This is a genomic window from Rufibacter ruber, from assembly GCF_014138425.1.
GTDB lineage: Bacteria > Bacteroidota > Bacteroidia > Cytophagales > Hymenobacteraceae > Nibribacter > Nibribacter ruber_C.
The window spans coordinates 639,607-666,477 of sequence record NZ_JACJIQ010000001.1 but is presented as its reverse complement, the minus strand read 5'-3'; the positions used below and the strand labels follow the sequence as shown (position 1 = coordinate 666,477).

Sequence of the window (26,871 nt, the reverse complement as noted above, 5' to 3'; positions counted from 1 at the left end):
GTCCAGTATAGAACTTGTAAAGCAAAGCCACTTCATCTATGGGGCAGCTTCTAGTAACGTTCTGTTTTGGGGCTGTTTTTATAAAAACAGCCCCAAAACAGAACGTTACTATTGACAGGAACAGCCCTAAAAACTACCTCTGCACGAGTTGCCTGCTTAGATATCTGGCCACTTTGGCCACATCTCCAGACGTTTCCTCATCTTTAGCCGAGAGGGCTTTCACTTCCTGGGCCAGCGGTTGGGCGTCTTTCCCCATTTTCTCCAGAACCTCCAGCGCGGCTATTTGCACAAACCGGTTCTGGCTCTGCAGGTGTTGGCGCAACACCGGCAGCACGCGCGTGGTCTCTCCTAACCCGTACAAAGCTTCGGCGGCGGCCACCTGCACTATTGCCAGCGGGTCTTGCAACAATTTCTGTAACGCGGCTTTCGCCGATGCGGCTTCTTTGCCCAGCACCACGCACCCTATGGCCGACCAGTACCGTACCACCGGCTCTTTGTCCTGCAACCGTTTGGTGAGTTCTTTCACATGCTTCGCCTCACGGCTAGAGGCCATGTCTGCGGTCTCCAGTACCCGCTCCAGCGGAAAACTCCCGGTGCGCAGGTAGTCATAGATGGGCATTTTCTGGTTTATTTCCGCCAGCATTGCTTCGGGTATAAAGCCTGCGTCTTTGGTTTCCAGGAGCCATTTTTGGTTAGCTTGCCTCATTTCGCGCAGCACAGATTCATATTCTTTCTTTCCGGCCAGGTTGTGAATATTGTGCGGGTCGGCTTCTACGTCATAGAGTTCCTCGGCGGGTTTTGGTTTCCAGAAAAAAGATTGCGCCTCATTGAGTTGGCCCGCTTTGTAGGCGTTCTCCCAGGAAACCATAGAACTGGCCTGCCACTGGTAATCTACGTGCTGACCGGGAATTCTGTGGGGCAGGTAATTCCTGATGTAGCGGTACTTCTTATTCCGCACCGAGCGGCCCAAATCCAGGCGTTCGTCCATGCGGCCTTTGTACGAGTAGGCGTATTCTCTCGGCGCAGCCGCTTGTTTGCCCAGAAACGGTTTGCCCTGCAAATGCGAAGGCAGCGGCACGTTGGCCAAACTCAAAATGCTGGGCGCAAAATCCACGAACGACACGATGCGGTCCAGTTTAGCGCCCGGTTTGCCCGGCGCCAGATGGGCATATTTTTTAGGGAACCGGATAATGAGCGGCACCCGCAAACCAGATTCATACAGAAACCGCTTGCCCCGGGCCAGCGCACCGCCGTGATCACTGTAGTAAAAAACAATGGTGTTTTCGGCCAGTCCGGAAGCTTCCAGTTCACGTAAGATTTCCCCAGCTTCGGCGTCCATAGCCTGCATGCGGTCATAGTACAGCGCCCAGTCTTCCTCCATCTCCGGCGTGCGGGGGTGGTAGGGCGGCACGGGCGCTTTCTTAGGGTCATGGCCTAGTTTCTGAGCCCGGTTTTTGCCCTGGATCTGGCTTTCATGGGTAGTAGTGAAGTTGAAGATGGAGAAGAACGGCTGCCCCGGCTTCCGGTTTTTATAGGTGGCTTTCTTGCTGGATTCGTCCCATACCTGCGGCTGGTCTTTGGTGTTGTAGTCCTTCTTCACGTTGTTGGAGGTGTAATACCCAGCCTGCTTGAGGTACTGCGGGAAGAACTTCACCTGCTCGGGCAGCTGGTACGTGCTGCGGTGGTGCAGCGTGCCCGCCGATGAGGCGTACATGCCCGTAATGAGCGCAAACCGGGTGGGCGCGCAGACCGGCGCCGCCGCAAAAGCATTCAAATACAGTACGCCTTCGGTGGCCAGTTTGTCCAGATTGGGCGTGGTGGCATAGGCATCGCCGTAGGCACCCAGAAACGGACTGTTGTCTTCGCTCACAATCCAGAGAATGTTGGGGCGTTCTTCCTGTACTTCGGCCACGGCCGAAAGAGAGTAAAAAAACCAGCAAACCAGAGAGAGAACGTGGGCGCGCCGAACCGAACGCTTTCTGGCCAAAGCCCCAAACTGACGTAAATAGGTATAGGTAGTCTTATGGCTCATACAAGTTCTTCTTGGGTTAGGCAGAAGGCAATTTTTTTATTGTAAATAAGTTACGTTCTCGCTCGCCTCTGGCGAGTGTGGGCTATCCACGGCGTCCCGCCGCATTATAACAGAACTCGGCCAGAGGCCGAAGCCAACTCACACTCGCCAGAGGCGAGCGAGTGAAGCTATTCATTAGCTTTCCTGTTTTCGGCCTGTTTTTCTGAAAACAGGCCGAAAACAGGAAAAGTAGCTCCGGAACGTTAGCTGTTATTTCTTGAGAATCTGCGGATAGAGCTTACCGTCTGGGGCTTTGAAGTCAAGGCCCAGCAGTTTGGCAATGACCGGCGCCACGTCCTGAATGCCCATTTCCTCAATCTTCACCCCTTTGTTAATGCCTGCGCCCACCGCAATAAAACCAGTTCTGATCTCCTGAAAATCAGGAAAATACCCGTGCGTGCCGCCTAGCTTGGTTTTGCGAATAGTCGCGCCTTCGGTGGCCCCGCCAAAAGCCACACCTTTGGCCAAAGCCAAGGCCAGTGCTGGCTCGGGGTTCGCGCCCACGGCGTCCATTTCTTTGCGTTCTACCACCCTGAACAGCTTTTTCTCCTCGGGCGTCACGTTGGCCAGAATCTGCTTCACTTTCTCCAGCGTGGCCTTGTCATTTTTGTCTTTCAGGTACAAGAACGCTGAGCCGCCTGCACCTTCAAATCTGGCTTTCCAGCCGTCTTTGCCCATCAGTCCGGCCTGGGTTAGCCACACGTTAGCCGCCAAATTGGTGGTTCTGGTCACCATGCCGTGGTCACCGGTAATAATGATGGCCGTTTGGTTTTTAATGCCTGCCTTCTCTACGGTCTGCAGCACGTTGCCAATCAAACTGTCTACCAACACCAATGATTCCCTGATGTGATCATGGTCCCGGCCGTAGTCATGCCCGGCGTGGTCCATGGCCAAATAGTGAATGGCCATAAGGCTGGGCTTGTGCTTGGCAATGATGTAGTTGGCCATTTTACCGGTGGTGCGGTCCAGGTCATCGCCTTTGAAATGGTTGGGTGTCAGTTTGGTGTTGCTGCCTTTTTCAAACTCATCTAACAGGTTAGCGGGCGTCACCACCGGGCGGGTCACCGAAAGTTGGTCAGTCTTCTCGTCATTGTCAGCGCGTTTCACGGGGAAGTTGTAGGTAATGGGCGCGCCCACGGTCACCGGCCACATGATAGAGCCCGAGGTCAGGCCTTTTTTCTGCACGGCGTCCCACAGGGTGGCTACTTTAATTTGGTTTTCAAACCAGTACCACTCCCCTTTTTGGGCATCAACGGGGGCATTGTAGTAAATGCCGTGCCGGGCGGGCAAGGCTCCGGTCACCAGCGTAGTGTGCGACGGGTAGGTCACACTGGGGAAAACGCTGTTCACGCCGTTGGCGTAAACCCCGCTGGTCATGAGCTTCTGCAGGTTGGGCGCGGGCCACTTTTTGTCCAGGTAGAAGTCCGGACGGAAGCCGTCAATGCTAATCAGAATTACGTGTTTGGCCGTTTGGCCGAAACTTGCCGTCAAAGAAGCCACCACCACGGCAGCACTCAGGATAATGCGTTTCATGTTTATTTATTAGAGGCAATTGGTACTAACTCAATATCATCTACCCACACTTCATCTCCGGCCTTGAGTTGCCCGAAATATAAAGCCAATTGGTAGTTTCCGCTCTGCGGAATGGTAAACGGTTTAGAGGCGGTTTTAGTCGCCTGCCCCGCCGCTGTCACCGTCTGGTCCAGCAGTTTTTCCTCACTGTTGGGCTGCTCAAACCTTAGCAGGAAAGAAGCGTTGCCTTTGGCCTTGGCGTTCAGTTTCACCTGGTACTGCTGCCCTTTGTCCAGCTTCACGTTCCAGACCATGGCCAGTTGGTTAGGCCGCTCGCCGGGTTTCTGCATGGCCACTTTTACGGCATTCTTGCCGGTCAGCTGCCCGGTTGGGTCAATCTCTAAAGTAGCGGAAACTGCTTTGTTCTGGTTCACGCGCCAGCCGCCCAGTAAATCTTCTTCAAAGGTGCTGTTCAGTTTGCGGCGGTAATGCTCCATACGCACGTTGTACTCGCGGGTGTCCAGCGGGAACGCTCCAATCTGGTTGGCCCAACTGAACCAGCCCTGGTACATGCTGGTCACGCGGTCTGGGTATTGATTGGCCATGTTGTACATCTCAGACGGGTCGGCGTCCAGGTCATAGAGTTCTAAGGAGTTGGTGGAGAATTCCTCGCCCTCGGGGGTTTTGGCCACCAGTTTCCACTTGCCGTCGCGCACGGCCAGGTTGGCTTCGTGCTCCCAGTACACCACCCCGCGGTTGTTGGTTTTGCCGGTGAAATGCGGTACTAAACTTTTCCCTTCCAGCGGAGTGATTTTATGGCCTTTGAACGACTTGGGGTAACTGGTTTTGGCCAGTTCCACACACGTGGCCATGATGTCGCTCACATGGCCGTACTCTTTCACAAAGCTGTTTTGCAGTTTAGGATCAATGCCCTTGGGCCAGTAGGCAATTAACGGCGTGGCGATACCGCCCTCATGGGTGTAGTGTTTGTATTCCCTAAACGGTGTGCTGCCCAGGTTGGCCCATTCAATGCGGTAGCTTTCAAAGGTATCTTCCTGTCCGTTCACTTCCTTGCTCTTGCCGCTGGAGATGAATTCGGCGCACGCGCCGTTGTCACTCAAAAAGAAAATGAGCGTGTTGTCCAGCTGGTTTTTCTCTTTGAGCTTGGCCACAATACGGCCGATGCCCTGGTCCATGACGTCAATCTGCGCGGCATAGATGGCCATGCGCATCGCCATTTCGTTTTTCTTTTCCTCTGGCAGGGTTTCCCAAGCCTTCACTTCTTTGTCTCGCGGCGAGAGTACGGCGTTTTGAGGCAGCAAGCCCAGTTTTTTCTGTTTCTCAAACCGTTCCTGGCGCAGTTTGTCCCAGCCTACTTTGTAGAAGTCCTTGTACTTGTCAATGTCTTTCTGCAGCGCGTGCAGCGGCCAGTGCGGGGCGGTATACGCCACATACATAAAGAGCGGGTCTTTCTTCTTGGCAGAAGAAAAATGCTGCTCAATGTACTTCACGCTGGTGTCTGAAATGGCCGTGGTCAGGTAAAAATCTTTGGGCGCAGGGTAGCGCTGGTTGTTAGAGTAAATCTGCGGCGTGAAGTAGTTGGAACCGCCCGGTACAATGCCGAAGTACTGGTCAAACCCGCGCTGCTTGGGCCAGTTGTCTACCACGCCGCCGTTGATTTTGCGCTCATTGGTGAGGTGCCATTTGCCGGTCATGTACGTGCCGTAGCCCGCTTGCTTCAGGACCTCGGCAATGGTCACGCTCTGTTGGTTGAGATTGCCTTGGTACGCAGGCGTGCCTAAATCTGCGGCGGCCATCCAGCCCATACCCGCCTGGTGCGGATACAACCCGGTCATGAGCGAAGCGCGGGTGGGGCAGCAGCGGGCCGCGTTGTAGAACTGCTTGTACTTGATGCCGCCCGCGGCGAGTTTGTCCAGGTTGGGGGTTTTTACTTCCCCGCCGTAGCTCCCTATGTCTGAAAAGCCCAAATCATCGGCCAGAATCAGGATGATGTTAGGGCGTTGCTGGGCCTGCACCACTACTGACAGCATGAGCAGCAATAAAAGGAACAGCGAGGGTTTTCTAAATCTATTCATCTATCACACAAGTAATCTTTGTTTGTCAGTCGTTTTCCGTTTTCGGCCTGTTTTCGCGAAAACAGGCCGAAAACAGAATCCCCACTTCTCCCCTATTTCGCCTGTACTACCAGAAACAAACCTGACCGCGGCGAAATGCTCTGGCTGAATTTGTCTTTGGCGGCGGGCAGGTTTTTGGCGGCGTACACATCACGTACTTTCTTGGTTCCAGCTAACCCCAGGTCGGTCCAGTTCACGGTGATGTTCTGAGCAGCTTGGGCATCACGGTTCAGCAGCAGCACGGCGTAATCACCGTTTTTCAGTTTCTTGGCCCAAACTTCGGCTTTGCCGTCTTGCTTTATTCTTTTGCCTTGCTCGGTAGGGTCCTGGTTAATGGCGATAGCTTCTTTGTTCAAGATGATGGCTTTCTCTTGGGCAGTCATCACGCGTGGGTCGTTGCCCAGAATGAGCGGCGAACTCATGAGGCACCACAGCGCGAAATGGGCTTTCTGCTCTTCCTGGGTCAGTCCTTGGTCACCGGTCACCAGCATGTCGGGGTCGTTCCAGTAGCCGTTGCCCGCTTTGGCGGCGTGGCGGTTGTTTTTCTCCACAATGGCCATCACGCTGCCCGGCTTCTCAGAGTCAAAAATAGCCCCACCAGACTGCTTAGATTTGATATCACCGGTGGTACGGCCCAGGTTGGTGAGCTGTGGGTACCACGGAAAGAACTGGTACGCGCTGGCGCTCAACACCATATCCCGCCCGCTTTCCTTCATGAGTTTGCTCCACTTGGCGTAGGCAGTCTGCAGGTTTTTGGGCTCACTTTCCCAGCCTTTTTTCCAGCGCGGATCATTGCGCGGGTAATTGGGCTGCTCGTCTAAAGAAAAGCGGCATTTGTCTAGTTTCACGAAGTCAATGCCCCAGTCTTTGAACTGTTTCACGTGCACTTCCTCCAGGCCCCAGCCGCCCACTTTGTCCATGCCGCAGTCATGGGAACCGGGCGTGGTGTGCAACCCGAATTTCATTCCTTTAGAATGGGCATAATCTGCCAGTGCTTTCATGCCGCCGGGAAATTTGGCAGGGTGCACCAGCAGTTCGCCGTTGGGGCCCAGTTTGGAATCACGCCAGCCGCCGTCTACCACCACGTAGTTGTAGCCCGCGTCACGCAGGCCGCTGCTGGCCATGGCGTCTATAATTTCGCGTATCATCTGCTCGTTGATAGCCTCTTTCCCGAACCAGTTCCAGCTGTTCCAGCCCATGGGCGGCGATTTTGCCAGTTCAGGGCGTACCTGCGCCTGGGCCACTGTGCCCACGAGTAAACATAGGGCCAGGATTATTTTCCACATGCGGTTAGTCATTGCTTAGGGTTTGAAGGGGGGCAGTTTTCTGCGTTAAGTAAGCGGCCACCTCCAAACATCCATATTTATCCGTTTGAAAGGTATTCATGGGCGAACTAGAAAAACGTTGTTAAAAATGGTATTACCGTTTGCCACCAAGATCCTTACAGGATGACAACAAAAAAATGGTACTTGCTTTTCTATTTGCGGTACCACCTGAAAAATTCTATTCTGTTTTCGGGCTGTTTTGGCCAAAACAGCCCGAAAACAGAAGGTTAAATTATCATTGGCAATGGTTCTGCGTAGCAGCTCTTTTTCAAAAACAGCCGCTAATCTGGGGGTTATTTTTTACCGGTATGCTGGGTGATTTGCCAGTCTTTGGGAGCCACAAAGCCCTTGCGGCCTTCGCCGTACGGCGGCACCTCAAACGGAGATTTGATGTTGTCAAACACATCCAGCTGCTTTTTCAGGTCAGCATAAATAGCCGGGTTGGCTTGGGCCACGTTGTTCTTTTCAGTTGGGTCTTTCACAATCTGGAACAGGTGGTCTTCGTCCAGTTTGATGCGCGGGTTCAACCCCTTGGCCGACACCAGTTTCCAGGAATTGTTGAGGATAGTGCCAGAGCCCAGGTAGAAGCTGCGCTGAACTTCTTTTTGTTTGCCCGTCAGCACTGGTGCCATGCTGATGCCGTCTAGCGGGTTCTTGGGTTTTTCTGCCACGCCGGCCACTTCTAACAAGGTAGGCATGATGTCTATGTAGCCCATGAGCTGGTTGTTCACACTGCCGCCCTTGAAACCGGCGGGCCACCTGATGATAGCGGGCACCCGCACGCCCCCCTCCCATTCGGTGAATTTTGCCCCTCGTAGCTTACCGCTGCTGGAGCCTTTGATTTCTGGGGCGGGGCCGTTGTCTGAGTGGAACAGCACAATAGTATTGTCGTCAATCTTCAGGTCTTTGAGGGTCTGCAGAATACGGCCAATGTTGCGGTCCATGTTGGTGACCATGGCGGCGTACGTCATTTCTGGGGTGTTGCCGCGGCCCACTTTGCCTTCCTTCTCGTCATTGTTCTTTTTCCCGAAGCTGGGTTTAGCAGGGTCATAGCCGTATTCTTTCATGTCTTCTTCCTTGGCTTGCAGCGGGCCGTGCGGCGCATTGTAGGCCAGGTAAATAAAGAAGGGGGATTGCCCGTTGTAGCTCTTAATGTTGCGCACGGCCTCATCTGTGAGCAGATCTGTGCTGTAGCCTTTGTCACGGCTGGGTTTGAAGTCATTGTGCCAGTCCAGCTCGCCTTCGCGCTCGTGGGTGAAGTAATCAATAGCGCCATTGAGGTGGCCGTAGAAGTGGGTAAAGCCGCGGTTAAGCGGGTGGTATTTCAAATCAGCGTGGCCCAGGTGCCATTTCCCCAAAACCGCACGGTTTTTATACCCGGCCTTGGCTAGCATCTCTGGCAAAAAAACTTCTTTGGTGTCAACCCCAAAGCTGGACCAGGGCGGAATCACGGTGGTACGCAGCCCGAACCGGTCTGGGTAGCGGCCGGTCAGGAGTCCGGCTCGGGTGGGTGAGCAAACCGCGGCCACGTAGAAGCGGTTCAACTCCACACCATCTTTGGCCAATTGGTCCAGCACCGGGGTTTTGATGCTGCCCCCGTGGTAGCCTACATCGCCCCAGCCCATGTCATCGGCCAGGATAATGATGATGTTGGGCTTCTTGCCTTTGGTCTGGGCCTGCGCGCCCGGGCTCTGCCAGATACACAAGGCCAGGAGCAGGACTAATTTGTTCAGGTATTTCATGGGTGTTTCAGTTTTGGTCTGTTTTAGGAAAAATAGCTTATAAACGGCTTACTCCTGGTTCTGGGCTTTTCTCTTTTTACCTTCGGCTGCGCTGACTTTTTTGCCGCCTTTCTTCTTGGCGGGCGCGTCACCGGCGGCGGCGTGGCCACCGGCATCAGATGCATCGCCTTTCACAGGCACTGACTTTTTGAACTGGCTGGGTACCTGTTTGGCCAAGCTCACCATCACAGGTTTCAGGGAGAGTTGCTGCGCCAGGTTTTTCAGTTCATAGGGGTCTTGCTGGTGGTCATAGAGTTCCTCAGAGCCATCGGCGTATTTGATGTAGCGGTACTGCTGGGTACGCACGGCGCTGTAGTTCTCGCGGGTGGTGGTGAGGCCGGGGCGTTCCCAGCGGGTCTTCGGGTTTTTCAGGACGGGCATCATGCTCAGGCCGTCCAGTTGCTGTTTGGGCGGGCTCAAGTTACAGTATTCTACCAGCGTGGGGTAAATGTCAATCAAACTCACCGTCTGCGGGCAGACCACGCCTTTGCCGTTGGGCAACCTGATTAACAGCGGAATAGTAGTGGCCTGCTCCCAGAGGGTTTCTTTGGTCCAGTGGTTTTTGGTGCCGTTGTGAAAGCCGTTGTCAGACGCAAATATTACCAGGGTATTCTGGGCGTACGGGCTTTTCTCCAGCGCGTCCAGCACGCGGCCCACGCTCCAGTCAGCAAATGAGTAATTGGCGCAATAAGCTTTGAGGTAGGTTTGCAGGGCCTGCTCTTTGTTGGGGACTTTCCGGTACAGAGGGGCCAGGCCGTCGGTGAGGGCTTGGCCCATGGGCGGCACGTCATTCAGGTCATTGGCGGCAAAGCCCGGCGGCATGGGGAACGTGACCCCTTCATACAGGTCATAGAAGCGTTTGGGGGCCGTGTAGGGGTTGTGCGGGCGGTACAGGCCCCAGTACATGAAGAATGGTTTCTCCTGCTGCTGGCCCAGAAACGCCATGGCCTGTTCGGCGGTCACCACATCGGTAAAGTCAGAATCGGGGCCTTCCCAGGGTTTGGTGTCAAACCACTGCCCGGCGCGGGCTACCCAGGGGCCGTAGCCGCCGTGGTGCACGTTGTTGTCCCACATTTTTTCCTCACGGTTGCCCGGCAAAGGTACGTGGAACGTCTTACCCCCGGCCCAGGTGGTGTAGCCGTTGCGATTAAACAGCTCAGGCAGGGCTTCAACCTGGGTCAGCACGTCTGAGGTGCCCCACACGTTAGGCCCGTTCTGGTATACGCCAGTGTTATGCGGATACTTGCCGCTAAAGAATGAAGCCCGTGACGGAATGCACTTGGGGGCGGCACAGGTGGCGTTTTGGAAGTAGAGAGACTGGGACAGCAGTTTCCTGAGGTTGGGCACCTTGAGCACGGGGTAATCATTTACCAGTCCCCAGGTGTTCATGTCATCTACCACAATAAAGAGCACGTTGGGCTTTTGCATCGGCTGTGCCAGGCTTTCAAAGCCAAGCACCAGCAGTAATAGCAGAGGCAGCGTACTCAAGAATCTGTTTTTCATGCCGGTTTATGCTTCTTTCTCATCGGCTACAGCCGAAGTGGTAGTATTCCTCTTTTTCTTCGGCCCGGGCCGAAAGTTATTCACGTTTAGGGGCGGGCGGCGTGAATCTCCAGCTCCCGTTGCCCCAAACCTCCAGGCGGGAATACCCCAACGTATCTGTCCCGAAGATAGCGGGTGCCGGTGGGCCGCTGTGCCACTATTGTCGCTAATGCTGCAACAAATGTAGAAAGGGGTACAAGGCAGGTTTAGACGGGTCCGTCGCGGTTTCTCTCCCCACGTTCCCTTTCCTGTTTTTGGCCTGTTTTCAGAAAAACAGCCCGGAAACAGGAAAGGAGCATCTTGTCTGTTCCTGACCTGGTTTGGTACTTAGATGCGAGTGGGGCCATTAGGTTTAATGGCAGCCGCAGCGGGGTGAAACTTTTGCCTGGCCTGCCGGGGATACAGCCCTGTCCGTTATTCTCCCCCATTACCAGAGCCTTTCTGTTTTTGGCCAAAACAGGCCAAAAACAGAAAGGCCTCACAGAATCTGAATATCTGTGAGGCCCAACGGAGACTCTTGACAGTAGCTATTTCTCCAGCGTAAATACCTGCGTAAACCGTAAGGCCCGGGACGAACTGCCCACTGAAAGTTCAAAGGCTCCGGGTTCAGCTTTCCAGCTGTGGGTGGGGGTGTCCCAGAAAGACAGGTCCTGGCGGTTGACCCAGAACGAGACGGTTTGGCTTTGGCCCGGCTTGAGGTACACTTTCTGGAAATCTTTCAGCTCCCGTACCGGGCGGTCAACGCTTGCCTCTTTGTCTGACACGTAGAGTTGCACCACCTCGGCGGCGGCTTGTTTCCCCGTGTTCTTCAGGGTGAACTGCACCTGCACTGAGTCCTGGCCGGAGAGGGTGGCTTTGGAGATTTTGGGATTGGTGTAGGTGAACGAGGTGTAGCTCAACCCATAGCCAAACGGGAACAGGACTTCTTTCTGCTGCTTGTCAAACCAGCGGTAGCCCATGAACACGCCTTCGTCATAGGGCAGGTGCACCAATTGGTGCGGCTTCACATACTTGGCTATCTCTTTCCTGCTGTTCTTTTCATTCCCTTTCCAGTATTCTTTGTAGTGGTTGTTGTTGCCCTGCCAATAGGGTTTTCCGCCCAGAAAATTGAAATCTGGGTCTGGCGAATCCTGAAAGTCTTTCTCCAGCGTAAACGGCAACCGGCCCGAGGGGCTCACTTTGCCGCTGATGATATTGGCCAGCGCATTGCCCCGCTCCTGCCCCAGAAAGAAGGTCCAGAGCACGCCTTTCACCTGGCCCAGCCACGGCATGGGTAGGCCGTTGGCCGAACTGATGAGCACCACCACGTTGGGGTTGAGGGCCGCCACCCGGGCAATTTCAGCGTTCACGCCTTGGGGTTCTTCAAACGGCACGTCATAGCCTTCGCCCGCTTTCTTGTTCAGCCGGAACAGGACCACGTTGGCGTTTTTGATTTGGGCATCGGTTGGTTTTTCGGCTTCCTCAAAGTTCTGGCCGTAGGTTTTCTTCAGGCCTTCGGCGAAGCTGGTGTGGTCATAGCCCGCCACAAAACCGCTGCCCGTGCCACTGTGCAGCTCGTTTTCCCCCATCAGCAGCACTTTTTTAGAACGCTGTACGGGCAGCACATTGGTTTCATTCTTCAGGAGGCAAATAGCTTCCTCGGCGCATTGGCGGGCGGTTTCTTTGTGGGCGGGGAGCGTGTTCAGCAAGGCTTTGTCAGTGGGCGCGCGGTCATAGACCCCGGCTTCAAAAAGCGTGTACAGGTTGGGGTACACCATGAAATCTAAATCAGCCTCCACTTCTGCCTTCCGGGCAGGGTATCTGGCGACAAAGTCCTGAATGTACTTGGCAAACGTAGCATTATTAGCCATGAGCAGGGTCTGGCCCGAGCGGGCTACCAGGTACTGCAGGTCTGGGTGGTAGTTGGTGTTCTGCCAGTCAGTCATGGTCACGCCCGTAAACCCGAACTCGCGGCGCATAACATCATTCAGCAACGGCTGGTGCATGGAGGCCGGGATTCCGTTGATTGCGTTGTTGCCGGTCATGATGGCCCGTACCCTGGCCTGTTTTACCACCGCTTCCCAAGGCTTGAGGTAAATCTCCCGCAGGGTGCGCTCATCCAGGTCGCTGCTGGCAATGTGGCGCACAAACTCCTGGTCATTGGCTATGAAATGCTTGGCCGTGGCAATAACGCCCTGGCTCTGCAACCCGTTGATGTAGTTCACTGCTATGACCGAGGTGAGCAGCGGGTCTTCGCCCATGTACTCATAGTTACGGCCGCCCACCGAGAGGCGCTGCAGGTTAATGCCCGGCCCCAGCAGAAAATCTACACCGTGCGCTTTACACTCCTCCCCAATGTTTTTCCCGAAGGCCTGCGCCAACGCCGGGTTCCAGGTGGCGGCCAGCGCCAGCATGGGCGGGAACGAGGTGCTGTTGGCTTTGCTGGCAATGGTCTGCAGCCGTATGCCCTGTGAGGCATCTGCCATGATGGCCGGCCTTAACCCCAACCGCGCCACACCCGGAAAGCAGAAGGACTTGTAGCCGCCGGTGAGGGACAGTTTCTCCTCAAAGGTGAGGTGCTTGAGCACGTCTCTGGCCCGGGCTTCGGGCGATAAGCTGGTGTTCTGGTACACCGCCCCCTGGGGGAAGTTCTTGAATGCAGACAGCGGCTGCAGTTCTTTCTCGTCTACCCGCTGCGCGAAGAGGGAGGAAACGGTAAGGACCGCAGCCAGGGTAAAAACAAACGCTTTCATGGTACAGGCTAGGCTTGGGTAGTAGTATTACAGATCCAAAGCTACTTTTTTGGGGCGGCCGCCGCTGTCAGTTTTCGTGCTTTTGCTAACAGTTTTGTAGAGCCCCCAGAGGTAGGGCTTTGCCTCCCGCCTGCAGACTCCTGTTTTCGGCCCGTTTTGGCCAAAACAGGCCGAAAACGCATTTATGCCATAAAAAGGAAAAATCCCGTTCCGGATACCGGAACGGGATTTCAAGCAGTACTCTACACTCATGAAGTTATTTTTGCAGCTGGCTTTTTGGCCGGGGCATTCTTTAACCCAGATTTCCGCCCAGCGGAAGAAAACAGGCCCGTGCCCCCACCGCTACTGCACCACAATCTTTGCTACTCTGCCCTCGCAGCTTACCACGTAAAGGCCCGGGGCCAGACCTGCGGTAGAAATGTGCAGTTGATTCTCCTGATTGGGTTTCACCAACGTTTCCTGCACTTTCAAACCCGCCAGAGAATAGATGCGCACCTTTTGCGGCTCTTTGCGGCCAGCTGCCTGCGCATTCTGAATGATGAATTGAGTACCAGAGACCGCCGGACTGGGATATACCAACAAGGCGGTTCCCTTCTCTGCCATTTCCTGAGTGCTGCTCAAAACGGTGGCGTTTCTTAAGCCCACTAGCACGCTTTGGCCCTGGAATTCTATGGCGCTGGGCATAGGCACCACCACCGTGCTAACCTGGGTAGACGGCTCTGCCGTTGTCTGCTCGCCGACGTACAGGCCTTTCACTTTCACGGTAATAGAGGCCACGGGCATTGTTTCGCAGAACGGGTTGGCCGCAGCCACATACAAGGAGTCATTGGTCCAGCGCAGCTGAATGACGGCAGGTTGATCAGTTTCTAGAAAGCCCAGGTCGCCGGGTAGATTCTGGCGGCCGGCGGTGAAGAAAACAGCCTGGGCCACTTTCAGGTTCTGGTCTACCACACATTGCACCGAGGCCGTGTTAGACACCACCTCAAACGGCGTGCTGCTGACTTTCTGGGCTAACTGCTCTTTGGTGACATTGGGGTAAATGGCGTAGGCGTATTTTTCGGCCGCCGGAAAGTTCCCGTGGTTGAAGGCTATCCAAGCCAGTTGGGTGTTGCCCGAGGTCTGCACTTCAAAGTTCAGTTTCTGGTTGTTGATGAACTGGTACCCAATGTTGTTGAGGTGCGCCCAGTTGGAGGTGACCGGTGCCAACGACTGCCCGTTCACCAGAGAAGCTTCCTGGCCATTGTTGTCTACATAAAAGTTATTGGTATACTTCACCTGGTTCACGGTAGTGGTGAAAGGTACGTTAAGGCCAGACACGGCTTTGATGTCGGTGCCCAGGGCCACAATGTAGTCTGGGAAATAAAACCAGCTTTTGTTAGCACTTAGCCGTATTTCCCCTGATTTGTTCATGTTGTACATAAAACCGGCGGCACCGGTTCTGCCGTCAGACACGCCTCCCGCGAAGGGATTCAGGCTGTTCCCGCCCTTGCCAATGGGAACTGTGGGCAACGCCACGCTCATGGGTCGTTGGGGGGCGGTGACACCCGGCAGGCGGCGCCAGTTCATATCATCATAGATGTCCTGTATTTCAGTACCGGTAATGTACACATAGTTGGGGCCAGAGCCGGTGTAGAAGTTATTGAGTCCTTCGCCGTTGGCGCTTTCATTGCCCACGGTGCGGGGCGAAGTCATGCGGGTAGTGGCGTAGTAATTCGTGCCTTTGTGCACCATGTAGTCATGCCGCCAGAACATTTTGTTACCCCGCAGCACGTTGAGTTGGTTGGCGTCTGCCGGACGGGTCATCCAGTTATAGAGTTCCTGAAGCTTGGCTTTCTGAGGGGTATTCTCATTGATGAGAGCAGCCAGGCAGGCCACGGTTTTCTCGTAGCCATCGCCCAAAATACGGCGGCCCATCTGGTTATAGTCATACACGTTGCGGTACATAAACCAGGCTACCCCGTGCAGGAAAAGATCTTCATAAATCTTCACTTTATCTGCGGGAACGGCTAAAGAAGTACCAGAGGTGATGCTCATATAATAGCTGATGCCGCCCAAATACTCCTTGCCGTAGTTGCCCATGTACAGCTGCCGCCCGTTGCCGGTGTGCTGGTTAAAAGCGAAGTCTGGCTGAATGCCGTTGGTGCGGTCTTCCTTCTCAATTTTGATGAGGCTGTAGAACATTTCGGCTACCTCGGCCAGGGTTTTGGTGTCACCGTTGACAATGGCCGTTGCCATGATGTATTTGCAGACCTCGGTGGTATTGGCGGCGTCTGGCTCCTGCTTGTACTCTTCCAGTTTTTCAGGGGTCCACTCAAACATCAGGAAAGACACTAGGCTGTTGTACACGGTGGGCCGCTTTTCTTTCAGGTCTTTGGCCATGAGCACAAATGATTGAATGAGTGAATTGGGCCAGCCAATGCTGCGGTACCACCAGTTGGTGTCTGTGGGGTTGGTTGCGGTCCACCAGTTCCAGGCTTTGCAGTAGGCGTCCAGGTATTCGTCACTCTTGTAGCTTGGGCCTTGGGTGTGGTAGGCGCGGGCAATCTCCACCATCTCAGTGAAGTGCGGCCGCGGCCCGCCCGTTTTGTCTGAAGGATACGCGGCGGGGTACACCACATTTTTGAAGGTTCCGTCTGCGTTCTGATTGCTTAGGTCATAACCGGCAGGGCCGTTGTAAGTGTTGAACACCCGGGTGTACATGGTCTCTAACTCGGCGGCGGTCTGGGCTTGTGCCGAGAGAGCTGCCAGGCTCAGAAATACCAGCAGGAATGCCTTTTTGTAACGTTGAATCATAGGTCAATAAGTTAAGTACTGATTTAGCAGATTGGCCCGGGCACGGTGTAACCCAGCAGGGAACCGACTTCACCTGCCGCTTGCACCCCAGGGCCCTTTTTATTGGAGGCTAGAGAGAGAAAACCCACAACGCCCGGCGTACCCCTGATACAGAAAGTAAAAGTTCCCAGGACTATTCCTTCACTCCGGTTCCTTTACAAGATCACCCTTCCAAGATCACCCTTCGCTGGCCCGCGTGCAATGGGTTGAACCAGAATGAGACGTTTTGGCCCTATTTTGAGTAAAACAGGCCAGAAACAGGAAGGCGGTTTGGGCAGTAAAGAAAATCCCGCCCCGGTAACCAAGGCAGGATTTTAAAGTAATCTACACTCAAGTTTTATTCAGCCCGCAATCCTGGCCGCAGAACGGCCAGAGGCCAGCCTCAGCTTTTCAACTGCTCCCAAACAGACAGCCTGAAGAGCAATGCCGGGCTTTATACTTTATGCTGTACCGCAGACCGCAACACCACCGGCCCAATCAGCTCTGCCTCCAGCAACGGTGAATCTTTCAGGAAATGCTTGAACGTACTGAAGGCAACCCGGCCACCGGCAGGCTTGGGCTTATCCTGCACATACCAGTCTGGTAGCTTTTGAATGACCCCGGTGCTGTTCTCTCCGCGGCCTTCATACTTATTCTCGGGGGGTAATTGCTCATCACCTATCAAACGGTTAGGCCATTGGTTCGTCACTTGCACCTCCAGACTGTTCCGGCCTTTCTTTACCGCGTTGGTCACTTCTACCAGAAACGGCGGTTTCCAGAAAATGCCCAGGTCTTTGCCGTTTACTTTGACTTCGGCAATCACTTCTACCCTGCCCAAATCCAGGAACAGACGCTTGCCGTTGTCTAAGGCATTGGCGGGCACGGTGAATTCTTTGGTGTAAGTGGCCGTGCCCGAGAAGTATTTTACTCCGTCTTCCTGGTGTTTATGCAGGGAAATCAATTGAGGCAAAACGGTCTTGGCCGGGGCGCCCAGATTGGGCGGAAAGTTGACTGTCCATTCCCCTGAAAGCACGGTGGGGCGGTCAATGCCAGAAATTTTGGCTGTGAGTGCTTTGTCCTTATTCGTGCGCAGGGTATAGTTCCCGTTTTCCCAGAACAGAAGGCCCGGTTTGCCCGAGGCTAGCGAGACGCTGCCCGGTTGCTCGGGCCCTTTGTCGGGGATTTGGGCCAGCTGCTGGATTCGCTCGGCGGAGAGCGCTTCTTTGGTCACCTCCAGGCTGTTCAAATCGCCCTCAAACAGCCAGCCGCTGTAATCCTGCTTGAAATCGCCCACGCCGGGGTGCACAATCTTTCTGGACTTTTTCCCGGCGCTTATGAATTTTCCGTTCACGTACACAGAAGGCACATTGTCTTTGTACACCAGCGCCACGTGGGTCCAACCAGAAAGCGACAGCGGCACGATGAGCGCCTTGCTCAACCCGCCTTTGGCCCGTTCAGAGACAATGATACCGTTGCGAGCCACCACCAACCCGCAGGCGGCATGGCCTTCGCCGTAGAGCACTTCGCCTTCCGGCGGATAAAACAGGTGGCTTGAAATCTGTTTCCCCTCAAAGCGGCCGTCCAGCTGGTCATCTACCTCGGGTTTCACCCAGGCGGTCACCGTAAAGTTGGCGGTGACGTCTCTGTAACGGCCAGGGGCAATTCGCCTGAAATCTTGGGTAGACACCAACGCAGTTCCGTCTCTTTCTATGGATCTGATGTGGGTGGAGGCTACCGGTTCCCGGAACACAATGAAACAGGAGCCGCTGGGGTCTAATTGCAGCGGCACTACCGTTCTACCGTCTATCTGGTCAAAAACTTCTAATTTGTTGATTTCGCCGGTGGCGGCGTCCCAAAGCTCGGGCTGTTTGCCGGTCACCCTGAACATAGCCGTGAGGTCTTCTTTTAACCGGCGCCTGCTGCCAATGAAATAGACCTCGCCGCCCTCAATGGTACGGTGAATGAAGTTCACTTCTGCGTCCCCAGATTTAGACGTAAACTCGAAGTCTGGTTTTAGGTTCAGTTGCGCCACCACCTGGTCTAACGGCTGGTAACGGAACACCGTTCCCGCCCCCACCTTCCGCACCGCGGCCGGACTGTCTCCCCAAAGCTCCCGCACCAATTGCTTAAGCGCAGCCTCATTCTTCTGGTGCCCTTGCAGGCCTGGCGTGCGTTCCGGCGGATTGCCCACCAGCACCATTCCCTGGTTAACCAGTTGACGCAGGGTTTGCAGCACCTCCAGGGACATGTCTTTCTTGGGAATGAGCACCAGCATTTTGTAGGTGGGCCCGCCCGGAAGCGAGATAGCACTGTTTTGAATGCGTATTCTGGTCAGGACGTCTTTGTTGGCCCAGTTCCAGTCATAGCCTTTGGGGGGCGCCGGGTTGGGCTCCACGGTGTGCGAAAGCTTGTCGCTGGGTACGGTCTCCCCGGCGTAGTACAAAATATCTGCGCAGAAAACGCCCTGCTGCAAGACGTTTTGGCAACGGTTGATATAGGTGAGCCAGCTTCTGCTCTGCTCAAACCAGGTGTTGGTGCGGTCATAATGAAACCCGAACTGCCCCATGGTCATGCCCGGCCGGGCGGTGCTGTGCGGCTGGTGGGCGTACCGGTGGAAAATGTACCGGGTTACCCCGCTGGTGAACATAAAATCGCCCTGGCTTTTCATGGTGTAGGGGTGCTCCATCCATTTAGAATGGCGGGGGTCACCGGTAAAGGCCTCAGCGCCCACAATCTGGCGACCGTCTGTATATTTCCCGAACACGTGCGCAATGGAAGACGCCAGCTTGTCTGTTGAGAAAAGCCGGGAGCCCCGGCCCCAGAATTCGCCCATGGTGATGTCTACTTTAGAGCCTACCTCCATCTGGTCAAAGGGCGCCACCTCGCTGTACGGTTCCACGTAGCTGGTCATGCCGTTCTGGCGGCAAAGCTCTGCGAAGCGCCCGTAATAGTTCTGGGCAATGAGATCGGCGTGGGTTCTCCTGAAATCCCATAGGAACCGTTCAGAGGTGTCCAGGTCACCCACAATTCTGCCGGTCACGGCCGGGAGGTATTTCACGAAGTCATAGCCCCGGCGTTTCTCAAACTCGGCGGCCATGGCGGGCGTCCAGTTTTGCAGGCCCACCTCGTAGCTGTCAATCAGGAGCCCCACTTTGGTTTTGTTCGCCCATTGCCGCACTACTGGCATGAGGTTCTTTAACAGCTTGTTGAAATGGAAATCCAGGGCCTGGCTGCGGTATTTATCTACCTCCAGCCCGATGCCGCTTTCGGGGGCGGCGCGGTTCTCGCGGTCTATGACGGTGTGGCCCAGGCGCAGCACCGTCCATTTGCCTTTGGGGGCTTTCCACTTGAGGGTACCGTCTTTGCCTAAATGCTCTGAAATATTGAGCACCTTGGCCGGGTCAATGAAAGCGCCAGGGGTCAAGTTGGTGTCAGCGGAAACCGGACGGCCTTTGAGAAACGGATTTTCACCGGCTACTTTGAGCGGGAAATTCGCTTTCCTGAGCAAGTCATCAATGATGTAGGGGTTGCCCTGTTCTTCGCCCTCCAGCGTGGGGTAAGCCAACAGGTACGTATCTTTGTAAAAACCCCGCACCGTGGTGGGCTGGGCGAGTTTCACGTTGGTTTCAGCGCCGCCGGTGATGTAGGTATTGGTCCAGACGATTTGCTGCATACCCATCTCTGGGGTCACCCAAGGCCCCCCGCTAGACGACCAGCCCGGGCAGTTGTGCATGGAGAATTCCAGGTTTAACCGACCCGCCTCGTTCATGGCGTGTTTGGTCAGCTCCACCCATTCAGGACTCAGGTAATCTACCGGCCCTTTGGGAATGGCATTGCCTACGTTGAAACATTGCACGCCACCCATGCCCACCCGCTGCATGGCCTCCAGGTCAAGGGTGATGCCTCTTTTGGTGATGTTGCCGTTCATCCAGAACCAGTAGTTCTGCGTTCTGGATACCGGGGGCGGGTTCTTAAAGCCCTGCTCCAGCGAACCCGCAAAACTTGGTCTGAACGCCTGCACCACCCCGCTGGGCGTGATGAGCGTCATTAGACCGGCGGCTGCCGTTCTTTTTAAAAACGTACGTCTTTTCATATAGAATTGAAAATAGCTTGAGAAGGTGGCTCCCCTATTTTCGCCACTTCCTCTCTTACCAAATTTCTGTTTTCGGCCTGTTTTGGCCAAAATAGGCCGAAAACAGAAATCAAAGAGTAAAGAAAACTTACTTCTTAGCCACGTTGGGCTTAGGCAATACTTGGTGGCTGGTGGCCCACTCCTGCCATTTGGCGGCCATACTCTTAACAATCTCTGGGTGTTTATCAGCCAGATCCACGCGTTCGGTGCGGTCAGTTTTGAGGTTGTAGAGTTCCCAGGGCTTGTTGTTGAGGGTCACAATTTTCCAGTCGCCGTGGCGGGCGGCTCTACGGCCGATGTGCTCAAAGAAAAGGTACTCATGCCCTTGCCGCTGCTTGCCCTGGAAGATGGGCACCAGGCTTTTCCCGGCGGTAGGCGTAATAGCGTTGCCTTTGAACTGCTTGGGATATTGCGCCCCGCCCAGTTCAATAAAAGTGGCCATAAAGTCAAACACGTGGCCCACTTGGTCGGTGACGCTGCCTTTCTTGGTTTTCAGCCCCTGCGGCCAATGCACAATCAACGGCGTGCAGAGCCCGCCTTCATACGACTCGGTTTTCCAGAACCGGAACGGCGCGTTGGCCACGTTGCTCCACATTTTGTCATGCGAGGCGAAGGTGTTTTCAGGCCCGGGCAGCACTTCTTTTTTCACGGGATAATGGATTTTCTCGCCCGCGCGGGTCTCGCCGGGGCGGTCATAGCCGGGGCCGTAGTTCTGCGCGTTGTCTGAACTGGCGCCGTTGTCACTCAGGAAAAGCACCAGCGTATTGTCCAGTTCACCGGTTTCTTTCAAGGCTTTCAACAGACGGCCAATGCCCTGGTCCATGCGGTCAATCATGGCGGCGCGCACGGCCATAGCCTCAATATCATAGGCTTTGTCCGGGTTTTCAGCCCAGCTTACCTCCGGCGCAAAACGTTCTGACAGAATGTTTTTATCCTTCGGAAACAGGTTCCATTTCAGCATTTTTCGGTACCGCTCATTGCGCACCGAGTCCCAGCCGGCCTGGTAGATTTTGCGGTATTTGGCAATGTCTTCGGGCAGGGCGTGCAGCGGCCAATGCGGCGCGGTGTGGGCCACGTACAGGAAAAACGGCTGCTCTTTCTTGTGGAACTGGCGCACGTAGGCGGCGACGCTGTCATTGAGCGCGTCTGTGTAGTAAAAGCCTTTGGGCACAAAAGGCACCGGCTGGTCTCCGTTCACCAGCCCGAAGGGGTCAAAGAAGTTCACCACTCCCCAGATGTTGCCGTAGTATCTGTCAAAGCCGCGCGCGGTGGGGTACTGGTTCAGGGGCGAAAACTCGGGGTATTTCACCTGGTTGGCCTGCCACCGCAGATGCTCTTCTACCGGCTTCTTCTCTTCGGTGTTAGACACGTGCCACTTGCCCACCATACCCGTCTGGTAGCCTACGGTTTTCAGGACTTCGGCGATGGTGACGGTGTTCTCGGTGAGGTAGCCGCGGTAACCGGGCAGTTTCTGGTCGGTGGTCATGTTGCCTATGCCCGCCTGGTGGTTGTACAAGCCGGTAAGCAGCGCCGCCCGCGTGGGGCAACAGCGCGAGGCATTGTAAAACTGATTGAACCGCAACCCGTTGCTCGCCAGCTGGTCCAGGTGGGGGGTCTGGATTTCACCGCCGTAGCTGCCAATGTCAGAAAAGCCCAGGTCATCTGCTAAAATCAAGACAATGTTGGGGCGTTTCTCGGGGGCTTTTTTCTTTTGGGCGAATCCTGGCTGGGCCAGCCCCAGCAACGCTAGCCCCACCAGGGCTATTTTAGATTTGGGGAGAAGGGTTGTAAACGGTTTTTTCATGTTGTACTGAGAGGGTAAAGTTTCTGTTTTCGGCCTGTTTTGGCTAAAACAGGCCGAAAACGCGTTTTCTGTAGAAGGTGCTTCGGCCAGCGGCCGAAAGGCGCTTACTGTTTCTTTTTCTTGCCTTTGTCGCCTTTCTTGTTGGCAGAGCCGTGAGTTCCAGCGGCTTCGCCGTCTTCAGCGTGTTTAGGTTGGCGGGTAAGGGCCTGCATCTCAGTGGCCACGCCTTGGTCGCCTTGCTGTTTCATGAAGGCCGCCAGTTGGTTTCTGAGGTCTTGCTGCACGTTTTTGAGCGCTGGCTGGCCCGCCAGATTGGTAAGTTGGTAAGGGTCTTTCTGCACGTCATACAATTCTTCCGCCGGGCGGGAAACAAACTTCTGGGCACGGGAGGCATCTTGCGCGTTCCCGGTCTGGGACCAGGATTCAATCAGTTTGCCTTTGGTGGCCAGGTTCTGGAACTTGGCCTGGTGGTTCAGGTTCTGCACGTACAGATACCTGCCAGACCGCACCGACCGGATGGGGTATGAATCACTGCCCTGGATAATGCCGCGGGTGGTGTGCACGCCGTACACAACGTCACGGTGCTTCTCTGTTTTCCCCAGCAGCACCTGTTTGAAACTGAGGCCGTCAAACCCGGTCTGGCCGGTGGCATCTTTGTTGCCCGTATTGATTTTAGCAGGGTCGCCCCCGGCGATGTCTACCAGCGTGGGCACCACGTCTGCGTACTGCATCATGGTGTTGCTGCGCGAATTAGGTTTCACCTGGCCGGGCCACCGCACAATAAATGCTGCCTTGAGGCCGCTGTCATAGGTGGTCCATTTGGCAAACGGAAAACCCGAGCCGTGCTCACTGGCAAACATGACCACCGTGTTTTCTTTGAGGCCGGCTTTGTCAATGATGTTCAGGCACACGCCCACCAGACTGTCCAGGTACGTGATTTCAGCGAAATATTTTGAGAGTTGGGCGCGGGTTTCTTTGGTATCTACCAGGTCAGCGGGCACCTTGATTTGGGCAGGCGGATAAGCGGCGGCGTTGCCCCGGTTCAAAGGCGCGTGCGGCTGGTTGCTGGCCACCACCAGGAAGAACGGTTTGGTTTTCTGGCTGTTGATGTAGGTTTCGGCTTTGCTTAGGTCAATGTCCTGGCCGGTGCCGTCGTCATGGTCACGGCCGCCCAAATACGTCCAGGGAAACGCAGATTCAGGATTGTAGTGCTTTTTGCCGATGAAACCGGTTTCATAGCCCAGCGCCTGCAGATGGTGCGCCACGCTTTTGGTGCCCGGGTACACCTGGCTGTGGTTGGGGAACGCGCCGTTGCGTACCGGAAACAGGCCGGTGTACAGTTGCTGCCGGGCGGGCGCGCACATGGCGGTGGCGGTGTACATGTTGTCTATGCACAGGCCTTCCTTGGCCAGGCGGGCCAGGTTGGGGGTTTTCACCTGGGTATTCCCGTAGGGCTCAATGTCCCTAAACGTGAGGTCATCGGCTAAGATAAGCAAGATATTGGGTTGATTCCTGGCAGATTTGGACGGGGTCTGCGCACATGCGGCCAATGCCAGCCCTAGCCAGCTGATCAGTAAAAAGCCGTGTTTGAAAAAGTTTACGTTCATGTTGGTACGTGGGTATAAATGGGTCCGGCAAGCCGATGCTACTTTTCCAGACAGTTGGTGTTAGAGCCGCAACCGCAGCAGTCGTTTAAGGACAAGCCTTGGTTTAATTCTCTGCGTTTTTGGCCTACTTTCGCCAAAACAGGCCAAAAACAGAAAATTCCTGAACCGGCCCCAGCCGATGAAAAAGCCAGATGGTTCTTTCCGGCGCAAACCTTCTTTATTGCTGTTTCTCTTTTATTCTTTTGCCAGCTTTATTTTGCCAGCTGCTTCAACTCGGTGCTCTTCTGAGTCCTTGCTCAATCCACAGCCCTCCTTGATTTCCAGCCCGATCAGTAGAACGTTTTTGCTTTTTGTTTCCGCTTTTGCTGTTTCGCTCTTCCGGATTTCTAATCCGGAAGTTGTCTGCTGGGGATTTCTAATCCCCTTGCGTTGGCTTTCTTAACTGGCCCGCTACGGGGATTAGAAATCCCCAGCCGTGTGGTTCGGGATTAGAAATCCCGAACAGCGGAAGAAGCAACGGATGCCAGCGCATAGACAGCAAAATTCCCAACTATAGACGGCAGCCAGACGGTTGTACTCTAACCCTGTCTCTTTACCTAATTTGCGTTTTTGGCCTGTTTTGGCCAAAACAGGCCAAAAACGGCTTAGTCTTTATAAGGGTCAACCTGGTTTCCTTTGGGCAGCACGTGGTGCGAATTGGCCCAGGCATACCACTGGTCGTTCAGTTTCTGCACGATGTCTGGGTGCTGGGCAGCCAGGTTATGGCGCTCAGTGCGGTCTTTGGCCAGGTCATAGAGTTCCCAGGTGGTGTCTGGCAGCTTTTTCACGGCTTTCCAGTTGCCCCACCGTATGGCGCAGTTGTCCTGGTGCTCCCAGTACATGAATTCATGTTTCTTCTTTTCAGGAGCGCCTTTGAACGCAGCGGCCAAACTAATACCCTCAATGGGGATGATTTTCTGCCCGTTGTGGAACGTATTGGGGTATTTGGTCTGGGCCAGTTCTACCAGCGTGGGCATAATGTCCTGGATGTGGTACGGCGTGTGGTTCCATTTACCGGCTTGGGTTTTGATGCCCTTCGGCCAGAACGCGATGAACGGCGTGGCAATACCGCCCTCATACGTATCTACCTTGAACCGCTTAAACGGCGTGTTGCTGGCGTTGGCCCACCCCTGCCCGTAAGACACCACCCAGAACTTAAGCGGATCGTTCACTTCGGCCTGCGGCCGACCACCCAGTTCTTTGTAAGGTTCGGCGCAGGCGCCGTTGTCACTCAGGAACAGAATGAGCGTGTTGTCCAGCTTGCCTGATTGCTTGAGGTAGTTGACCAGTTTGCCAATGTTCTGGTCCATGTTGTAGACCTGCCCGGCGTACACGGCCATCCGGAAATCCACGTCTTCTTTTTCTTTGTCGGTTAACTCTTCCCAGGGCCGCATTTCGCGCTGGGCCATACCCCATTCGGGCTTGATAAAGCCCATTTCCAGCTGTTTCTTGAGCCGGTCTTGGCGTACTACGTCCCAGCCTTTCAGGTATTTGCCCACAAAGGGCTCATAGTCTTCTTTCTTTGCCTGCAGCGGCCAGTGCGGCGCGGTGTGGGCCACGTACAGGAAGAACGGCTTGTTGTCTTTCTGTTGTTTCAGGAAGGTGATGGCATTGTCTGTGAACGCGTCTGTGTCATAAAAATCTGGGGCGAAGTCATATTGGGTGGGTCCATCATTCAGGGTCACGCCGCGCGGCGGAAAGGGTTGCAAGTGGCTGGCCCCACCCGACAGGATGCCGTAGAACTGCTCAAACCCTCGGCCCACAGGCCATTTTTCCTTGCCGTGCATGCCCACGTGCCATTTGCCCACCATGTAGGTGTGGTAGCCGGCGGCCTTCAGGACTTCGGCCAGCGTGACGCTGTTGCGGTTGAGGTAGCCCCGGTAGCCGTGCACGCCCCAGTCGTTCACTTTCGGTTTTTCAGGGTCTTCGGCCATGTGGCCGATGCCCGCCTGGTGCGGCGCCAGCCCGGTGAGCAGCGCCGCCCGTGACGGACAGCAGCGGCCCACGTTGTAAAACTGCGAGAACCGTAGCCCTTTCTGCGCCAATTGATCAAGGTTGGGCGTGGGAATTTCGCCGCCGTAACTGCCAATATCTGAGAAGCCCATGTCATCTGCCATGATAAGCACAATGTTGGGCCGTTCCTGGGCATGGCTCCCCTTAGGAAAAACCAATAGACAAGCCACTAACCAGAGAAAAAGCGGAAAACGGGGCGAGGGAAACCGAGCAGAAAACACCATATGCGTACTTGGTTCAGTGAGGGAGAATAACTTTGCGTTTTTGGCCTATTTTCCATAAAACAGCCCAAAAACAGGGGTAAAAAACCGGCCCCACCCAAAAAAATAGATGAGGCCGGCACACACACTACAAACAATCTACACTGCTCTCTTTTCCTACCAAATGGAAAGGGCTTTGCCTGCGCCGGTCAGTACCGGAGCCAGGTTGTAAGACACTACAATTTCATTGGCGGTATTGAACACGGTTTCGGCTTTGCCGGTGGCCTCTTCCCGCAGGTAGCCAATGTTGAGCTGACCAAACCGTATGCCCCCGCTGAACGTGTAAGCCAGGTCTTGGCGGTAACCGGCGCCCAACCAGAAGAAATTGTTGTACACGCCCTTGAGTTGGGCTTCATACAGGCCTTCTTCATTGGCGTCATACCGGTACATACCGTTCAGCACCGCTCCCAATTGGTCTGTGAAGCTGTGCCGCACCCCAAACTGGGCCACGTGCTGCATAGGGAATCTGTCTTTCAGGAAATCATTGTCTGAGAAAGAGCCCGTCACCAGGTCTTGCACCGCGTATCCCACGTAGTAATTTGCAGCGGTGAGGGCCACCCCAAGGTTGACACCGTAGCGGTGAATGCGCTCATTCCCATAGAGGAATTTGTCAAAACTGGCATCGCCTTGATCATTCAGGATTACCCCCTCGCTGGCCATTCTGGAGTTGCCGTAGGAAAAGCCAATTCCCCCCTGGAGGTTAACATTTTGAGAAATTCTGATTCCGGAGGTATAGTTTAAGGTAAACTGATTTTCCCTGAGCGGCCCGAACCTGTCATGGAGCACTGAAACTCCAAACCCATGCTGTACCCCGGTGGCTTCTGCCGGTGCAGCGGCGTCTTCCGGTTCGCTGGAAGAAAGCAGCGTGTGGTTTCTGATATCTGCCATGTTCACCTCACCAGAAATAAAAAAGGTGCGCGGGGCATTGTCAAAACCGTTCCAGCGGTCACGGTAAAAAGATTTGATCATTGAGCCTTGCTGTCCTGTGAGCGCGGGATTGTATGTCTGGGAAAAATGGGAGAAGTTGCCAATGAATTTTCTGCTCTGGGCTTGTACGGTTAAACCAGTGACGGCCAAGCCTATTATGATAAGGAACTTTTTCATGTT

At 54.7% G+C, this 26,871-nt stretch carries 14 protein-coding genes; 1 reads left to right on the top strand and 13 read right to left on the bottom strand.

Annotation, left to right across the window (positions count from 1 at the left end; all coding sequences use genetic code 11):
* Positions 1-133: 133 nt before the first annotated feature.
* The 11 genes from FHS90_RS02575 to FHS90_RS02525 all read right to left on the bottom strand — a co-directional run bounded on the left by FHS90_RS02575 (position 134) and on the right by FHS90_RS02525 (position 23,452).
* Positions 134-2,032 carry a sulfatase-like hydrolase/transferase gene (locus tag FHS90_RS02575; RefSeq protein WP_182511529.1) on the bottom strand — a complete coding sequence of 633 codons (1,899 nt, stop codon included), beginning with the start codon at positions 2,030-2,032 and terminating at the stop codon, positions 134-136.
* 249 nt (positions 2,033-2,281) lie between these two features.
* Entirely contained in the window at positions 2,282-3,604 is a 1,323-nt protein-coding gene (locus FHS90_RS02570) for an alkaline phosphatase family protein (protein ID WP_182511527.1), read from the bottom strand.
* A gap of 2 nt (positions 3,605-3,606) precedes the next feature.
* A complete protein-coding gene (locus tag FHS90_RS02565; RefSeq protein WP_182511525.1) occupies positions 3,607-5,679 on the bottom strand; it encodes a sulfatase-like hydrolase/transferase in 2,073 nt (690 codons plus the stop codon).
* 92 nt (positions 5,680-5,771) lie between these two features.
* Entirely contained in the window at positions 5,772-7,004 is a 1,233-nt protein-coding gene (locus FHS90_RS02560; protein ID WP_182511523.1) for a glycoside hydrolase family 27 protein, read from the bottom strand.
* Positions 7,005-7,336: 332 nt separating this feature from the next.
* Entirely contained in the window at positions 7,337-8,785 is a 1,449-nt protein-coding gene (locus tag FHS90_RS02555; protein ID WP_182511521.1) for a sulfatase-like hydrolase/transferase, read from the bottom strand.
* A gap of 48 nt (positions 8,786-8,833) precedes the next feature.
* Complete coding sequence (locus tag FHS90_RS02550; RefSeq protein ID WP_182511519.1) at positions 8,834-10,327, bottom strand: sulfatase; 1,494 nt, start codon at positions 10,325-10,327, stop codon at positions 8,834-8,836.
* Between the two features lie 566 nt (positions 10,328-10,893).
* Positions 10,894-13,098 (bottom strand): beta-glucosidase, encoded by a 2,205-nt coding sequence (locus FHS90_RS02545; protein ID WP_182511517.1) that lies wholly within the window; start codon positions 13,096-13,098, stop codon positions 10,894-10,896.
* A 342-nt stretch (positions 13,099-13,440) separates the two neighbouring features.
* A complete protein-coding gene (locus FHS90_RS02540; RefSeq protein ID WP_182511515.1) occupies positions 13,441-15,891 on the bottom strand; it encodes a polysaccharide lyase family 8 super-sandwich domain-containing protein in 2,451 nt (816 codons plus the stop codon).
* A gap of 472 nt (positions 15,892-16,363) precedes the next feature.
* Complete coding sequence (locus FHS90_RS02535; RefSeq protein ID WP_246386572.1) at positions 16,364-20,002, bottom strand: glycosyl hydrolase; 3,639 nt, start codon at positions 20,000-20,002, stop codon at positions 16,364-16,366.
* A 127-nt stretch (positions 20,003-20,129) separates the two neighbouring features.
* Entirely contained in the window at positions 20,130-21,845 is a 1,716-nt protein-coding gene (locus FHS90_RS02530) for an arylsulfatase (protein WP_182511513.1), read from the bottom strand.
* A gap of 104 nt (positions 21,846-21,949) precedes the next feature.
* The gene (locus tag FHS90_RS02525; protein ID WP_182511511.1) at positions 21,950-23,452 is read right to left on the bottom strand and encodes a sulfatase family protein; all 1,503 of its coding nucleotides are present in this window, start codon (positions 23,450-23,452) and stop codon (positions 21,950-21,952) included.
* A 178-nt stretch (positions 23,453-23,630) separates the two neighbouring features.
* On the opposite strand from FHS90_RS02525, the gene FHS90_RS02520 reads away from it, so the two are divergent.
* Positions 23,631-23,894 (top strand): hypothetical protein, encoded by a 264-nt coding sequence (locus tag FHS90_RS02520; RefSeq protein WP_182511508.1) that lies wholly within the window; start codon positions 23,631-23,633, stop codon positions 23,892-23,894.
* Between the two features lie 202 nt (positions 23,895-24,096).
* Here the strand turns inward: FHS90_RS02520 and FHS90_RS02515 are convergent, their stop codons facing one another.
* Both FHS90_RS02515 and FHS90_RS02510 read right to left on the bottom strand, forming a co-directional pair.
* The gene (locus FHS90_RS02515; RefSeq protein ID WP_246386570.1) at positions 24,097-25,662 is read right to left on the bottom strand and encodes an arylsulfatase; all 1,566 of its coding nucleotides are present in this window, start codon (positions 25,660-25,662) and stop codon (positions 24,097-24,099) included.
* Positions 25,663-25,881: 219 nt separating this feature from the next.
* Positions 25,882-26,868, bottom strand: coding sequence for a PorP/SprF family type IX secretion system membrane protein (locus tag FHS90_RS02510; protein WP_182511504.1), 987 nt, complete (start codon positions 26,866-26,868; stop codon positions 25,882-25,884).
* Between the last annotated feature and the right edge of the window lie 3 nt (positions 26,869-26,871).